This is a genomic window from Prosthecobacter algae (assembly GCF_039542385.1).
GTDB lineage: Bacteria > Verrucomicrobiota > Verrucomicrobiia > Verrucomicrobiales > Verrucomicrobiaceae > Prosthecobacter > Prosthecobacter algae.
On record NZ_BAABIA010000008.1, the window covers coordinates 33013 to 49060 of the forward strand.

Sequence of the window (16048 nt, forward strand, 5' to 3'; positions counted from 1 at the left end):
GTGCTGACGGCGAGACGCCGTCACTCCTTGAACCGCTTGGTTTGCGGGGTGGAAGAGCGGATGAGGTCGTGGCTGCCAGAGCTCGCAGGTGCGGCTTAAAGGATCGGTCGGTCTGAGACGAACAAAGGTCGAGGGGTTCAAGGTGTGACGGCGTCCCGCCGTCAGCTTGGGGGAGGTGCAAGGGGGCGGACGAGGTCTCACGAACGGGGTTCCGCGAGGACGCAGAACCCGGCACGCGAGACGCGCGCGCTCCATGGCGGACGGGACGCGCTTCATCGCCGGGGCCCTCCTTTCTTGCGAGCGCGGGCGGAGAGGAAATCGAAGAGCACGCTTTCCAAAGGCTGGTCGCTGGGGGTCCAGTGGTATTCGATGCCCTGGCGCTCGCACAGGCGGCGGATGAGGTCGCGGTGGACGTTCAGGCGATTCAGGTAGGTCTCCCGCGCGGTGGCAGGGTCAATGAAGCGCTCGGTGCCCGTTTCAGCATCGCGAAAGTGCGCGGCCTTCGGGAAGGTGAAATCAATCTCTGCCCGATCCATGACGTGAAAGATCACCACGTCATGCCCCATCGCACCTAACAAACCGAGTTGTTTCTCCAGCCGATCCACCGGAGCCAGCAGGTCCGAGACGAGGCAGATGAGGCCACGTTTGCGCAGCAGGTCGGCCAGTTGTTTCACGCTGAGATCCAGCGCGGTGGCTCCGGCGGGGGCGGGTTTTTCCAGTTCCAGCATGAGGCGGCGCAGGTGGCCGGGGCGATTGCGCGCGGGCAGGTGCTCCTGCAAGCTGGGGCCAAAGGTGGTGACGCCCACGGCATCTCCCTGCTGCATGAGAAAGAGCGCCAAAGTCGCGGCCAGGGTGGCGGCGTAGTCGGCCTTGGTCAGGGGGCCGGAGCCGAACTGCATGGAGCGGCTGTGATCCACCACGAGCTGGCAGCGGAGGTTGGTTTCATCCTCAAATTTCTTGATGAACGTGCGGTCACTGCGGGCCAGGACTTTCCAGTCAATGGAGCGTGGATCATCCCCCTGCACGTATGCGCGGTACTCACTGAACTCCACGGAAAAGCCGTGGTAGGGGCTGCGGTGCATGCCTTTCCAAAGCCCCTCGACGATGACCTTCGCCCGCAATTCCAGGGAGCGGATGCGGGCCAGAGCAGCGGGATCGAGGTTGGTGGGCATAAGGGGAAAAAGTAGAAAAGAGGAAAATAGAAAGTGGAGGGGTGCTCGGTGGTGTTTCTGCTTTCTGCTTTTTCGTTTCAGCCTTCCCGTTGAAAGGCAAGTTCAAGGAAGTCTTCGAAGCTGGGGGCCAGGCGGATGGCTTCTTCGGCGGCCAGGCCCTCAAGGGGCAGCATGACGATGGCGGCGGGGCTGCTGCGGAAGTCAAAGGCCAGCAGTTCCTCCCGCCCATTGCTGCCGAAGGCCCAGAAACCGGGGGCCAGGAAGGGCACGCCGTATTCGGCATTCGCCACCGGCACATCTTCCGCACACCAGCAGACCAGCCAGCCGGGATCCAGCGAGATGGGGCCATCGCCCCCATTGCCCCGGCGCAGCCAGTCGAGGTAGGCTTCGGGCAAAGGAAAGGGTGTGGCAGCGGCCAGGGCACGCAGGTTTGCGGCGGTGGCCGGGGCCTCAGCGTCCCATTGCAGGTCGGTCGTTAGCGGATGAACTTTCACAAAGATGGTTAGGTGGATTTCAGCAAGGCCTAACATTCAGCACGGCCAAGGCTGCGCAGGGCCGCTTCACTTCACGGTTTCTAACAGCTTATCAATGACCTTGCACACGGTCACGCCTTCGGCCTCGGCCCGGTAGTTGATGAGCACGCGGTGGCGCAGCACCGGGTGGGCCATCGCGCGGATGTCCTCCAGCGTCACATGCGCGCGGCCCTGCAGGAGGGCGCGGGTCTTGCCGCCTAACACCAGGCATTGCGAGGCGCGTGTGCCTGCCCCCCAGCTCACCCATTCATTGATGAAGTCCGGCACGCCCGTGCGGCCAGGGCGGGTGGCGGCGGAAAGGCGAACGGCAAAACGGGCCACGTCCTCCGCGATGGGGACTTTTTTCACCAGCCGGTGGAAGGCCTGGAGCTGCGGCCCGTGGAAGATGCGCTGCACGGGCTCGCTCTTGCCACTGGTGGTGCGGGTGACCACGGCCACCTCCTCATCCTCACTGAGGTAATCAATGACGATGTTCAGCATGAAGCGGTCTAGCTGCGCCTCGGGCAGCGGGTAGGTGCCCTCCATTTCGATGGGGTTTTGCGTGGCCAGGACAAAGAAGGGCTGCGGCAGCGGCAGGGTATTCCCCGCCACGGTGACTTGGTGCTCCTGCATGGCCTCAAGGAGGGAGGCCTGGGTCTTTGGCGGAGTGCGGTTGATTTCATCGGCCAGGATCATGTTCGCAAACACCGGGCCGGCTTTAAAAACGAGCTGACGACCGCGCTCCGTATCCTCCAGGATCTCGGTGCCAGTGATGTCGGAGGGCATGAGATCCGGCGTGAACTGGATGCGGTGAAAGCTGAGGTCAAACACCTCCGCCACCGTCTTCACCAGCAGGGTCTTCGCCAAACCGGGCGCGCCCGTGATGAGACAGTGCCCGCCGGAAAGCAGGGCGATGAGCATTTCATCCAGCACCTGCGTCTGCCCCACGATGACCTTTCCCACCTCCGCCAGGATACGTTCCCGCGCCCCTGCCAGAAGGGTCACGGCCTCCTGGTCAGATAATTCAACAGCCGCAGTAGAGGAGTCGGGATGGTCTGACATAAGCACTGTCTATCAAACAGCCTCACCCATGCCAAGCTATCGTCCGCTTTGCTGGAATTTACATCCGGCTCAACAATGGGCACCCTCCAGGGCAGGCCCTTCATTGAGCTGAAGGCAGACCAGGGTGCTGGCCTTGATGTGGAAAGACACCCCACCTTCGATCAGTCTGGAATCAGGCTCGACAAATCCGGGCACCAGACTGGTGTCAAAAACCACGCTCCAAACCGTCTCCCCACTGCCTGGGAGAAGGAAATTTTGAGGCAGTTCCCCGCGGTTAAACAGCAGCAGCAGCGGGGGGGCACCATCCAGCAAGGCCCCGAAGAAGACGCGCTTGGGATCATGCCACTCTTCGTGGCAGAGCAGGCTGGCATCTCCCTCCAGCCAGGTCACATCCGCCAAGCCAGTGGCAGGATTCACCATCCCATCAAAATACTGAGTCCGTCGCAGGCTGGACAGCCGCTTTCTCAGGGCGATCATCTGCTTGGTGAAGTCCAGCATCTCTTCATCACAAAAGGCCCAGTCCATCCAGCTCAGGTCATTGTCCTGGCAGTAGGCATTGTTATTCCCTTTCTGGGTGCGCCCCCGCTCATCCCCGGCATTGAGGAAAGGCACCCCGATGGAGGTCATCAACGTTGCCAGCAGGCTGCGCCGGAGACGCGCCCGAAGCTTCAGCACAGCAGCGTCTTTGGTCGGCCCTTCCACCCCGCAGCTCACACTGTGATTGGCATTGTCACCATCGCGATTTTGCTCCCCGTTCGCTTCATTGTGCTTGCTCGCATAGCTCACGAGATCCAGCAGGGTAAAGCCGTCGTGGCTGGTCAGAAAATTAATGCTGCTGAGTGCCGGACGCTGATTCCAGCCGAAGACATCTTGGCTGCCGCACAGGCGCTTGGCAAATTCCGCCGTGGAGCCTTCATCCCCGGCCCAAAACTTCCGGACAGCATCGCGATACTTGCCATTCAGCTCACGCCATGGCTCTGGGAAACCACCCACCTGATAGCTGTCCATGCGGAAGATGTCCCACGGCTCCGCAATGAGCTTCACCTGCGAGAGCACAGGATCCTGCGCCACCGCAGCCAGGAACTGTCCGTTGGCGTCAAAGTTATCATGCTGATCCCGCGCCACCGTCACGGCCAGATCAAAACGGAACCCGTCCACGTGCATCTCTGTGACCCAGTAGCGGAGACTGTCCAGGATGAGACGAAGGGCGGGCGGGGTGGCCGAATCCACCGCATTGCCGCAGCCGGTAATGTTGATGTAGTTCGCCCCATGTTCATCAAAAGTGTGACGATAGAACATTCGGTCATCCAGCCCACGGAACATCAACGTCGGGCCGCGTTCGTCCCCTTCCGCCGTGTGGTTGTAAACTACGTCCAGGATGACTTCCAGCCCTGCCGCGTGAAGAGCACGCACCATCTCCTTGAACTCCCGCACCTGCTCCTGCGGATCTGGGCTGGATGCGTATTCGTTGTGGGGGGCAAAGAAGCCAATCGTGTTGTAGCCCCAGTAGTTCGTCAGGCCCTTTTCCAGCAAAAACTGATCATCCAGATGCTGGTGGACTGGTAGCAGTTGCAGGCTCGTGACGCCCAAATCCTTGAGGTAAGCGATCACGGCGGGATGCCCTAGCCCCGCATAGGTGCCCCGCAGCTTTTTCGGCACCTCCGGGTGCTTCTGGGTAAAGCCCTTGACGTGCAATTCATAAAGCACCGTCTCCTGCCAGGGCAGGCGCGGAGAACGATCCCCCTGCCAATCAAAGGCGGTGTCCACCACGGCCGATTTCAGGGCCTCGGGGCCATTGTCATGGGCTCCGGGGAAAACCGATGGCCCTTTATGGCCGAGCATGCTCGTGCATCCATCGGGCTGGCCGACAATGGCGAGGGCATACGGATCCAGTAGCAATTTGTTGGCGTTGAATCTCAGCGCCCGGTCTGGCATCCAGGGACCATGAGCCCGGTAGCCGTAAAGCTGCCCCGGCTTGATTCCCGGAACTTGGGCCGTCCACAAATCACACTCACCACGCCGCATTCTGACACGCGCGGTTTCCACGGAAGGATTGGCAGGGTCATACAGGCAGAGATCCACCACCGTCGCATGCCGAGAAAAGACACAGAAGGTCGCGCCCTCCGGCGAGAGGGTGACACCGGGACGGTTGGGCACAGGGATGGCCGGGTCAGAGGGCATGGTTCCAATGTCATGGAGCAAGGCGCGGGCCGCTGCATGAGGTATTTCAGGATTGTGCAAATTCCGCGCTGAAAGACAGGACTAAATATTCGCATCACCCATGCCTGCCGGATGGGTGCAAACAAGCTTCACAGAGGCACAGGCCGGCGCACCATCACGCGGCCAGCGGAGCATCAAACCAACGGCCGTGTTCCTTGATAAGGTCCACCAATCGTTCGACGGCCTCTTCTTCGGGGATGTTAAACTTCACCGCCGTTTTGCCAACGTAGAGGTTGATCTTCCCAGGGGCACCGCCCACGTAGCCAAAGTCCGCATCAGCCATCTCTCCGGGGCCGTTCACAATGCAGCCCATGACAGCGATGCGCACGCCTTTGAGATGCCCGGTGGAGGCACGGATTTTCTGCGTGGTGCTCTGCAGGTTGAACAGGGTGCGGCCGCAGCTCGGGCAGGCCACATAGTCCGTCTTGAAAATTCGCACGCCTGCCGCCTGCAGGATGTTGTAACTCAGGCGCAGGGACTGGCCGGGAGCTTCCTCCCCATTCACCAGAATGGCATCGCCGATGCCGTCGCAAAGCAAAGAACCGATGTTCGTTGCTGCCGTGAGAAGATTAGTGGTGAAATCGCCTTTCGGGTCAGCCGCAGCCTCGCCTAACAAAGTATCTTTCAGCAAGATGGAATGGCGCGCATCCAGCTTGGCTGCCAGCAGACGAAAGGCATGGATCGGGGCGAGATCCAACCCGTCCGCCACGGTCACCAGCAGCGGACCCACAGCGGCATTGAGGTCATGGAGGGCCGAGTCTTCACGAGGATCAATGGCGATGACACCGCTGTCTTCCAGCACCACTTCTGGCTTGAAGTCGCCCAGCTTGTCTAGCTTGTGAGAAACGGCATCCCATTTCCGGCGGGTGGTGAAGACGGCGACGGTAGCACCACCGCCGATGTCCACGCCCTGCACCAAGAGGCGGTCCGTCCCACGGCGGCTGTAAACAAAGGAATCGTAACTGACAGGCAGGCTGCTGCTGGTGCTGCCACAGTGGCCGGTGCGCACACCTTCGACGACGGATTTCACCAGAGCCTTTGCCACGGGAATCTCATGGATGGCATCCTCAGTCAGGGAGACGCGGATGGTATCGCCAATGCCATCGGACATGAGAGAGCCGATGCCGATGGCGCTCTTGATGCGGCCATCTTCACCATCGCCAGCTTCCGTCACACCGAGGTGGATGGGATAGTTCCAGTCGCTGCCCAGGTCATTGAGATGGGCCACCAGCAGGCGGTAGGCCTCGATCATGACCTTCGGATTGCTGGCCTTCATCGAGAACAGGAAATTGTGGAAATCGTGGGCGCGGGCAATGCGGGCAAATTCCAGGGCGCTCTCCACCATGCCATGCGGGGTGTCACCATGGCGGTTCATGATGCGGTCGCTAAGGCTGCCATGATTGGTGCCAATGCGCATGGCGCGGCCCAGCCGTTTGCACTCTTCCACCAGAGGGACGAACTGCGCCTCCATGTAGGCCACTTCCTCGGCATATTGTTCGTCCGTGTATTCCTTCACGGCGAATTTCTTTTTGTCAGCGTAGTTGCCCGGATTGACGCGCACTTTTTCCACCCATTTGACAGCCTCCATGGCGGCATCGGGCTTGAAATGAATGTCGGCCACCAAGGGCACATCGCACCCAGCCGCACGCAGGCCATCTCGAATGTGCTGAAGGTTTTCCGCAATGACACGGGTCTGCGCCGTGACACGCACGATCTCGCAGCCCACCGCCGCCAGTTCCAGGGCCTGCTGGATGCAGGCCTCCGCATCGCGCGTATCGCTTGTCAGCATGGACTGCACCCGGATCGGGTTGCCGCCGCCAATGCCTACATTTCCCACCGTGACCAGACGCGTTTCGCGGCGCTGATAATGATAGAGGTCGGGGCAGTAACGGAGCAGGCTGGTGGCAGTCATCGGAGGTGGGTGGACACCAAACTCCAAGCTGGCGTCTGTGCAAACGGGAACAAGGTCACTTAGCAGCCGGACGCTGGCCCTCTGGCAGCCATTTCAGCTCGATGGAGGGGGCCTTCTTTTTGCTCCCGCCGATGAAGATGTCGCCCAGATCCTTGAAGGTGACGAAGAAGATGAAACCGAACAGCATCAGGGCACAGGCGGTCTGCACCCACTCGATGGCCCGGGAGTGCAACGGCTTGCGACGCAGGCCTTCGGCGATGGCCATGGTGATGTGGCCACCGTCCAGCACCGGGAAAGGCAGCATGTTCATGATGGCGAGGTTGATGTTCAGAACCACGCTGAACCAGAGGATCTGCAGCAGGGCAGCCGGATCCTGAAGAAGGTTGTAGTACACGCGGCCAATGCCCACAGGACCGCTCATGTGCGCGGGGCTGATGTCCGAATTTCCAGAGACCAGTTTGCCGATCATGCTGAACATGCTGCGTGCAGCATCGGACACCTGCTCAGACACGGGAGGATAGGCCAGCTTGCGCTCGCCTGTGGCATGCCATTCGATGCCGACCATCGGGCGATTGTATTCCGGCGGCCGCTGATCTGGCACGCGGGGTGTCAGTGTCACAGGCAGTTCGCTGCTTGTCATGGTGGCCTTGTCCTTGCGGCGAACGATCACCTGCACGGGCTGCCCAGGCTTGGTTTCCAGGTATTCGGCAAACCAGATGCGGCTGAAAAGGGGCTGCCCGTCCACACTCAGCAGCTCATCATTCGGCTGTAGGCCTGCATCAGCGGCAGGACTGTTTGCCTGCACTTTGCCCACCATCGGCGTTTCCTTGCCCATGATGCCGACTTCGCGCAGGACAGGCCGCTCGAAAATGCTCATCCACCAGGAGCTGGGTTTCTTCTCAGGGTCCGGCCACTTGGCCGCCACGGCCACGGTTTTCACCCCTTCACCGGGGCGATCCACCTGGAACTGGATCTCGCTGCCTTCGCTGGCAATGACGCCCCAGCGCACGCTGTCCACAAAACCTTCAAACCGGCGGATGGGCTGGCCATCAATGGTCTGGATCACATCGCCCGGTTTCAGGCCCGCCGTAGCTGCCGGGCTGTCTTTGGCCACGTAGCCGATGGTGGTCGTCACAAAGGGTTCCGACTGGGGTTTACCCAACACGCTCACCAGCAGGGCGAAAAGACAGGCCAGGCCAAAGCTGAACAGAGGACCGGCAAAGGCGACGATGATCTTATCCATCGGCGTGATCGGCGGCAGAGGCTCTTCGGAGGAAGATTCCCCTTCGATAGCCCCCATCGGGGCCATCTGCGGCAGCTTCACAAAACCACCTGCTGGGATGCTTCCCAGGCCGTATTGTACGCCATTGATGGTCTTTTTCCACAGCGGCTTGCCAAACCAGATTTGAAAGGCCTCCACCTTCAGCCCACGCCAGCGGGCAGCGAGGAAATGCCCCCACTCGTGGACGAGAATCATGAGATTGAAGACCAGCAACACCTCAAAAATGAGGATGATGATGCGGAGCACTTCACCGACGGTGCCAAGAGAGGAAAGCCATTGCATAAGAACTGAATGCTATACGCGCCACAACGGCGCAGAGATGGAAAGCTAACATTCCCCACCACAAGGGCAATCAGCCAATGGTAAAATTCTGGAAATGTTCCCAGCGGCTTTTTTCACCGTCGCCGCGCCACCATGATACTGGTGGAGGAGGCCCGATAAAGGTATCCATACCCGAAATCCAGAGCCTGCACCCGGTGCTGCCCATTGCCGTAGGCCGCCATGAGATCCGGCTGTTGCTGGCTGAAAATATCCAGCGTGCCCTGGTAACGGCCATAAAGATCCACCGCCAGCCCCGCAGCCACCAGATCCCGATATGGCACCCCGGATGGATCCTGGACGATGCCCGGCGTGGAGCGCAGCAGGTATTGGCGGATGTTTGAAAAATCACTGTTGTGCATCAGGTAGGAGGCACTTTTCACCATCGCCGGCGGCGTCCCCTGCTTGGCTACGAAGGTCAGGAAAGGGCCTCCAGGCCGTGTGCTGCCATTGGAGAGGTCCTGACGGAAATAAAACAGCCGCTTCAGCCCTCCCATGCCATTTCGAAACCGAATCATCAGCCCGGGGGCCGAACCACTGGTCACAGCCGCCAAAACAGGAGTGCCGGAAGCATCCAACTGCACCACATCCACACTTTCCACCTGGGCACCGGACCGGGCGAGAAACACCAGCAAGATAGGCAGCGTGCCCCGCAGACGGGTGGACTGGAAGTCACTGCGCATGTCTGTGGTGACAAAATAACCCGCGTTGACGATGCCATCCAGGCTCTGCCGCAGTCCATTCAGGCCGATGGCCACTTCCCCGGCCGTCAGGCTGCGAAAATCAGGCAGCGGCTCCGCTGATTCCAGCCCGCATAGAATGTAAGTCTCCGCCGAGGGGAAAAGGTCCTGGGCATAGAGAAAGTCAGGCCCGCTGAAGGGGTAAAACACGCTGCGATATCTTTGCAGGTCCGAGATTTCCCGCCCGGCCCAGGCACGGATCTTCTGCCCCCGGCCCTCATCATACCGCCGCCACAGGGCATCCATCTGCTTTTGATGATAAGGCCAGGAATATCCATCGCGGGATCCGCCGCCCGAAGTTTCCATGCCAGCGAGCATCCGGGCCACTTGGTTGATCTCCGAGGCCCGCATGGGCACATTGAGGGCGCTACCACCGGAGTAAAGTTCTGCACCATTGGCTGCCTGCGCCCGCCTCACCGTCACACCGACCCCGTCTTCCGGAAGCTGGCAACCCGCCAGTAGCAGGCTCATGCAGACCAGAGACACGAACGGATGTTTCAGAAAAGCAGGTGGCATACGTCCGTAAATGTAACAAGAGGCATGCCTTCTCAAAGCTGGTATTTTTCCTACCCACCGCGTTTATTTCGAGTCGCTTTAAAAGCTATGAAAATTCAATGAAACCTTTTTAGCTCCATTGACCATCAGCTTGGTCCATCCATCGAATCAGCCTTCTTCAAACACAGGCCTTTTCCAGATGGGCACACGCGTTTTGATTTCCTTCAGATACCAGCGGCATAGATCAAAAGCCTCCGCGCTGTGCTTGGTGCGCACCCAAATGAGGATGGAAGGCGCAGCAGCAGCCACAAAACCCAGACGATGCTGGATGAACACCTCATGCGGCCCATGCTCCGCCCGTCCCTGCTCGATCAATTCGCCAAGCATCCGTTCCGCCATGGGCAGATAAGCCGTGTAGTCGATGCCCGCAATGTGGCGGTCTGACTCCAGATCCCGCACCACGCCCAAAAAACGCACCTCGGCACCCAGTCCCGGACCAAAGGGGCAGGTCGTATCGGGGATGGGATCGGCAGACAGGAGGAACGGAGGCATGGCTGGTTGATGAAAGAGAAACTTCTGTAACCGCAGAAGTGTGAAAATCCATCCTGGGCTGGAAAAGACCGCGCGGCTGCCCATCTGTCCTCCCATGGATCCCGTGGGCAACCTCTATCATGACTTGGGCGAAGAGCGCCTGCGCAATCTCGTCACCGCTTTTTATCGCCGGGTGCGTGTGGACGACCTTATCGGCCCCATGTACCCGCCAGATGACTGGGATGCAGCTGAAAAGCGGCTGGCAGACTTCCTCATCTACCGTTTGGGTGGCCCTCAGACTTATTTGGAAGAGCGGGGCCACCCCCGTCTGCGAGGCCGCCACATGCCCTTCTCCATAGGCCTGGCCGAACGTGACCGCTGGCTTGACCTCATGGGTGCCTCCATGCGCGAAGTGGAAATCCCCCTGGACCATGTGCCTGTGCTGGGGGCTTTCTTTGCCCAAATCGCCGATTTCATGCGCAACCGCCCTGAGGGAGCGTAGGCCAGAAAGCGTCTTTCGTTTTTAAAACGGTCCTACTGAACAACCAAACACCATGTCCCTCCCCCCTGTCCTGCTCCTCGCCCCGCTGCCCGATTTCCTCCTGGGACCGCTGCGGGAGGTGGCTGCCTGCCATGATTACTTCCATGCACCGGACAAGACGGCCCTGCTGGCCCACATGGGGAAAGACATTCGTGGCATCGCCATGGCTGGAGGCAGTGTGGCCCCGGTGGAACTTCTGGAGCAACTGCCCAATCTGGAAATCCTCAGCGTCTTTGGTGTGGGCTATGATGGCGTTCCGCTGCCCTACTGCCAGCAGCGTGGCCTGCAGGTGACCAACACCCCCGATGTACTGACCGATGACGTGGCCGACACGGCGGTGGCCCTGGTGCTGATGACGAGCCGCCGACTGGGTGAGGCGGAGCGCTTTGCCCGTGCCGGACATTGGACCAGAGGCCCCTTCCCCCTGGCCTATGCCTTGCGCGGCAAAACCGCTGGCATCATTGGACTCGGCAGGATTGGCAAAGCCATCGCCCATCGTCTGAGTGCCCATGGGATGGAGATCGCCTATCACGGGCGAAAACCACAGGCGGTGGACTACCGTTACTGCGACAGCCTCTCCACCCTGGCAAAAACCAGCGACTTCCTCATCGTTGCCTGCCCCGGTGGGACGGAAACCCGGCACCTCATCAATGCCGAAGTACTCGCCGCACTGGGCCCCAGCGGTACCCTCATCAACATTGCACGTGGCAGCGTCGTGGATGAGGCCTCCCTGATTGAGGCCCTGGATTCAGGCTCTCTACGCAGCGCCGGGCTGGATGTCTTCGAACACGAACCCAACATCCCGGAAGCCCTGCTTCGGCATGAGCGTGCCGTCCTTCTCCCGCATCTCGGCAGCGGCACCCATGAAACCCGCGTGGCCATGGCCCGCCTCTGTGTGGGTAATCTGGCGGCCCATTTCGCAGGCCAGCCGCTTTTGACAGCTGTGATCTAAAGATTTCATGCATCGTGAGGTTTCCCTCACTGTCATTTGAACTCCCCGGTTGTCAGATCCTCACCGGGGCTGCACCCTGCGCACATGAAACTTTTCCTCGCCTCCCTGCTCGCCGCCATCGTCTCTTTTGCCTGGGGCTATGCGTCCTGGATGCTCCTGGGCTGGCACGAAAAAGGTATGCATGACTTTCGGGACGAGGCGGCTGTGGCGGAAGTGCTGAAAGCCAATGCCACGCATGGCACGGGCATCTACGTGCTCCCCTTTCCCCGCAAAGCGGTCTCCTATGCGGATCCGGCTGAACAAAAGAAACTGGATGCCACCCATCTCAAGGCCAAGACTGACGGACCTTACCTCTACGCCATCCTCCGCCCAGGCCGCCACGATTGGAACATGACCTCCAGCCTGGGCTGGAGCTTTGGCCGCTCCTTCCTCGCCGCGCTGATCCTCGGTGCGCTCCTGCATCAGACAGTCTTGTCATTCCCAGGTCGCCTCGCCTTTTGTGCTGCCGCAGGGCTCTTCGCCGGGGCGGTCTGCATTTTGCCCCAGATGGTCTGGTTTGAGCTTCCCCAGAGGGAGGTCATCGTCGGCATGGCCGACTACATCATCGAATGGACTCTTGCCGGGATCGTCCTTGCCCTGTTCTTAAGCAAGGAACCCACCGACCGCGACTTGCGCTGACTTTTCCCCTTTTACCGTCGCTTGCATCCGAGCGGCTTGCCCTTATCCTCGCGCCCCCAAATAAGAAACGTATGAACCAGCTCGACCAGCTCAAGCAGCACACCATCGTCGTCGCCGACACGGGTGACTTCGAGGCCATGAAGGCCTACAAGCCCCAGGACGCCACCACCAATCCGTCCCTCATCCTCCAGGCTTCCCAGAAAGCCGAGTACAAGTCCCTCGTGGACCAGGCCATCGCCGAATATAAAGGCAGCTCCCTCACTGGCAGCGCCAAGGTTGAAGCCATCATGGACCGCATCCTGATCCTTTTCGGTGTGGAGATCCTGAAGATCGTTCCAGGCCGTGTTTCCACCGAAGTGGACGCCCGTCTGTCCTTCGACACCCAGGGCAACGTGGACAAGGCCCGCCAGCTCATTAGCATGTATGAGAAGGAAGGTATCGCCCGTGAGCGCGTGTTGATCAAAATCGCCTCCACCTGGGAAGGCATCAAGGCCGCCGAGATCCTTCAGAAAGAAGGCATCAACTGCAACCTGACCCTTCTGTTCAGCCTCGCCCAGGCCGTCGCCTGCGCTGAAGGCGGCATCAAGCTCATCTCCCCTTTCGTCGGCCGCATCCTCGACTGGCACAAGAAAAGCACCGGCAAAGACTACGCCCCAGCAGAAGATCCTGGCGTGGAGTCCGTGACCCAGATCTACAACTACTACAAGCATTTCGGCCACAAGACCGAAGTCATGGGTGCCAGCTTCCGCAACAAAGGTGAAATCACCGAGCTCGCCGGTTGTGACCTCCTCACCATCAGCCCCGGCCTCCTGGGCGAGTTGCAGGCTTCCGAAGAACCCCTCACCGCCAAGCTCAACGTCGAGAACGCCAAATCCCTCAAGATCGAGCGCATCGGCAGCGACGAGAAGACCTTCCGCTGGCTCTTCAACGAAGACGCGATGGCCACCGAGAAGACCGCCGAAGGCATCCGCAACTTCGGCAAGGACATCGTCAAGCTCGAGAAGCTGATCGAAGCCGGTCTGTAAGACTCAAAAAGTAAAACCGGCCATGCGCCTGTTTTGTTCAAAGCGCGATTCCGCCAGGGATCGCGCTTTGTTGTTTCCATGAAAGGTTTCCGGCCCGCTGGCAGGGCAACCAGTCACTTTACGCGCATGGAACGTGCCCAGAAGAACCAGCTCGCGAGATCAAGTGCCACCAGGGTTGCGGTCAGAACGATAAATACGGCATCTCCCGTCCGGACTGCGAATCCGAAAAGCGTGAGATACACAATGGCCGCCCCAATGCGGAAAAGACAATAAGCAGGACCAGACTTTTTCATTTGGGATGACACTGACGTAAACCTCACTCCTGCTTATCTGCGCAAGACGAACTCCTTCGCATTGACCAAGGACCAGGCGATGTCCTCCAGGGCTGCACGCCTGTCTTTGGCAGAGACGATGAGAGACTCCATGATTTTGGCCTCGTCCGCACTCGGGGCACGACTCAGCAGGGCCCAGTAGAGATCCCGTACGACCGGGGCAGGGTCATCGTTTTTGGCGAGCGATTGTAGCCGGTTGTATTTGTCGCTGATCAGCCTGCCGACAATGGGGCCACTGATAAACTGAAAAATCTGGCCGAGATTGGTATCCCCGGCGCGCTCACACTCACAGCTCAGTTCGCGCTTGGGACGGCCAAATTGGACCAGGAAGGCCTCGGGCGACATTGGGTCGGGGCTGCCTCTTCCCCCCTTTGGCCCGGCCATCTGCCCAGCGCGTTTTCCAGTTTTGTCCAAGGAGGACCGCACACGCAATGCGAGGTGCAGTGAATCAAAGAGCTGTTCCGCACTGAGGCGTCGCGGCAGATTGTGGGAGTAATTGATCTCATCGGCCGCGTTTGTCTCGTTAGGCTGGCTATCGAGCTGGTAGGTGCGGCTCAGCATAAGGGTGCGGATGATGTGGCGCAGGTCAAAACCGCTCTTCACAAAATCCTGAGACAGGTCTTCGAGGAGCTGTGGATGGCTGGCCGGATTGGTAAGGCGAAAGTCATCCACCGGATCCACCAGACCACGGCCCATGAGATGATACCAGATGCGGTTGACCTGAGACTTGGCAAAGAGTGGATTCTTGGGCCCGGTGAGCCAGACGGAGGCGGCCTGCAGTTCATCTTCCTTGTCAGCCAGCTTCGGCATGTCGGCCCCGAGGAAGCGAGGTTTGGCCTTTTCTCCGGTGCGTGGGTTGTCCACGCTCAGCTTCGGATTCAGAAAGACGATCTGCTCGCCGTTGAATTCATGCTTGTCGTTTGTGTCACGCCTTTTGTTATCCCCGATGAGCTTGTAATCCACCTGGCCGAAAACGGCGGACCAGTTGTAATAATCGTCCTGGGTCCAGCGGTCGAAGGGGTGGTTGTGGCACTCCGCACACTGGAGGCGAGTGCCCAGAAAGACCTGGGCGGCTGCCACGGCGCGTTCGGAGGGGGTGCGATTGGCACGGTAGAAGTTCGAGGCGGCCTGCTGATAAGTGCTGCCACGGGAGGCCACCAGCTCGCGCACCATGACGTCCACCGGGCGATTTTGCGCGATATTATCCCGGATCCAGCCATGAAAGGCTTTCAATCCCGTGTCATCCAGGGTGCGGCCTTCGGCCTTCAGCACATCGGCCCACTTGAGGGCCCAGAAGTCGGCAAACTCCTGCCGAGCGAGAAGCTTGTCCACCAGTCGCGCCCGCTTGTCCGGACGTTTGTCGGTGGCAAAGGCGCGCGCTTCTTCGGCCGTAGGCACCATGCCCAGAAGGTCCAGGTAAGCGCGGCGAGCAAAGACATCGTCGCTGCACACGCTGCTGGGATTGATGCGCAGGGTCTTCAGCTTGGTGAAGATGTGCCCATCTACATAATTCTCCCGGCGCGGCTGGGCCCAGACGAAACCGGGGCTGGCCCGCAGAAAGGTGAGACGCACAGGCACACTCTGGTCCAAAAACCGCACAAGCACCGTGGGCTCACCAAATTCCAGCCGCTTCACCAGCCCGCCGTGGCCGACTTCCACCAGTCCGTTTTGCAAAGGCTCATAGACGGCCTGGGAAGTGACATCCCGCTGGCTGCCATCAGAAAAAGTGGCCTTGGCTGTGAGTTGGACCTGGCCCTGATTTTCCTCGAGAATGAGTGTTAGGGGACTGACCTCCAGTTTTTTGACCCGCAGATCGTCAGTGCCTGTTCCGGGCATGCCGCCGGCAATCCAGTCCCGGAGTATCCGATATTCCCAGCCCTTGGCATCCAGCCGTTTGCCGCCCTCATGAGCCAGCTTGTTGGTGCCCTTGGACAGCAGCAGGCTTTCATCCGGGGAAAAAGCATTCACCCGCCGACCGGAGACGTCGCGCGTCAGGGCCGCATAGTCATAGTCAATGTCCTGCCCGCGTAGCGACAGCTTGAAGCCGCCTTTGCCCGTAGCATTTCCATGGCAGGTGCCCAGATTGCAGCCTGCCTTGGAAAGGGCGGGCATCACCTCATTGCGAAAAGAGGGTACCGTCTCCCCATGGGCCATCTGCGATCCTAGCCACAGCAGGGAAAGCCAACGCAGGGGAGAAGAAAAGGCGGTCATGAACATGGAACAAACGCCCATTCTGCGCCTGTTTTTACGGAAGATGATCCAACCCAGCCTCCAAG

13 protein-coding genes are annotated in these 16048 nt (G+C 59.9%); 4 read left to right on the forward strand and 9 right to left on the reverse strand.

Going from position 1 to position 16048, the window contains the following annotated elements; translation table 11 throughout:
• Positions 1–272 precede the first annotated feature (272 nt).
• The 8 genes from ABEB25_RS18045 to ABEB25_RS18080 all read right to left on the reverse strand — a co-directional run bounded on the left by ABEB25_RS18045 (position 273) and on the right by ABEB25_RS18080 (position 10265).
• A complete protein-coding gene (locus ABEB25_RS18045; protein WP_345737829.1) occupies positions 273–1172 on the reverse strand; it encodes a DUF58 domain-containing protein in 900 nt (299 codons plus the stop codon).
• A 77-nt stretch (positions 1173–1249) separates the two neighbouring features.
• Positions 1250–1702: an SMI1/KNR4 family protein gene (locus tag ABEB25_RS18050; protein WP_345737830.1), complete on the reverse strand. Its 453-nt coding sequence runs from the start codon at positions 1700–1702 to the stop codon at positions 1250–1252.
• 30 nt (positions 1703–1732) lie between these two features.
• Positions 1733–2746 carry an AAA family ATPase gene (locus ABEB25_RS18055; RefSeq protein ID WP_345737831.1) on the reverse strand — a complete coding sequence of 338 codons (1014 nt, stop codon included), beginning with the start codon at positions 2744–2746 and terminating at the stop codon, positions 1733–1735.
• Positions 2747–2815: 69 nt separating this feature from the next.
• Positions 2816–4927 carry a glycogen debranching protein GlgX gene (gene glgX / locus ABEB25_RS18060; RefSeq protein ID WP_345737832.1) on the reverse strand — a complete coding sequence of 704 codons (2112 nt, stop codon included), beginning with the start codon at positions 4925–4927 and terminating at the stop codon, positions 2816–2818.
• Between the two features lie 154 nt (positions 4928–5081).
• Positions 5082–6878: a (E)-4-hydroxy-3-methylbut-2-enyl-diphosphate synthase gene (ispG, locus tag ABEB25_RS18065; RefSeq protein ID WP_345737833.1), complete on the reverse strand. Its 1797-nt coding sequence runs from the start codon at positions 6876–6878 to the stop codon at positions 5082–5084.
• A 55-nt stretch (positions 6879–6933) separates the two neighbouring features.
• On the reverse strand, positions 6934–8442 hold the full coding sequence (rseP, locus tag ABEB25_RS18070) for an RIP metalloprotease RseP (RefSeq protein WP_345737834.1): 1509 nt from the start codon (positions 8440–8442) through the stop codon (positions 6934–6936).
• Positions 8443–8555: 113 nt separating this feature from the next.
• Positions 8556–9689, reverse strand: a complete 1134-nt coding sequence (locus tag ABEB25_RS18075; protein ID WP_345737835.1) for a hypothetical protein — start codon at positions 9687–9689, stop codon at positions 8556–8558.
• A gap of 192 nt (positions 9690–9881) precedes the next feature.
• Entirely contained in the window at positions 9882–10265 is a 384-nt protein-coding gene (locus ABEB25_RS18080) for a molybdenum cofactor biosynthesis protein MoaE (protein ID WP_345737836.1), read from the reverse strand.
• 40 nt (positions 10266–10305) lie between these two features.
• Between ABEB25_RS18080 and ABEB25_RS18085 the strand changes: the two genes are divergently transcribed.
• The 4 genes from ABEB25_RS18085 (at position 10306) to tal (ending at position 13440) form a co-directional block, all read left to right on the forward strand.
• Positions 10306–10746 carry a globin domain-containing protein gene (locus ABEB25_RS18085; protein WP_345737838.1) on the forward strand — a complete coding sequence of 147 codons (441 nt, stop codon included), beginning with the start codon at positions 10306–10308 and terminating at the stop codon, positions 10744–10746.
• Between the two features lie 52 nt (positions 10747–10798).
• Positions 10799–11737 carry a 2-hydroxyacid dehydrogenase gene (locus tag ABEB25_RS18090; protein ID WP_345737839.1) on the forward strand — a complete coding sequence of 313 codons (939 nt, stop codon included), beginning with the start codon at positions 10799–10801 and terminating at the stop codon, positions 11735–11737.
• Between the two features lie 84 nt (positions 11738–11821).
• Positions 11822–12415 carry a hypothetical protein gene (locus tag ABEB25_RS18095; RefSeq protein WP_345737840.1) on the forward strand — a complete coding sequence of 198 codons (594 nt, stop codon included), beginning with the start codon at positions 11822–11824 and terminating at the stop codon, positions 12413–12415.
• Between the two features lie 71 nt (positions 12416–12486).
• On the forward strand, positions 12487–13440 hold the full coding sequence (tal, locus tag ABEB25_RS18100) for a transaldolase (RefSeq protein ID WP_345737841.1): 954 nt from the start codon (positions 12487–12489) through the stop codon (positions 13438–13440).
• 326 nt (positions 13441–13766) lie between these two features.
• Here tal and ABEB25_RS18105 read toward each other — a convergent pair whose 3' ends face one another.
• On the reverse strand, positions 13767–15983 hold the full coding sequence (locus ABEB25_RS18105) for a DUF1549 and DUF1553 domain-containing protein (RefSeq protein WP_345737842.1): 2217 nt from the start codon (positions 15981–15983) through the stop codon (positions 13767–13769).
• Between the last annotated feature and the right edge of the window lie 65 nt (positions 15984–16048).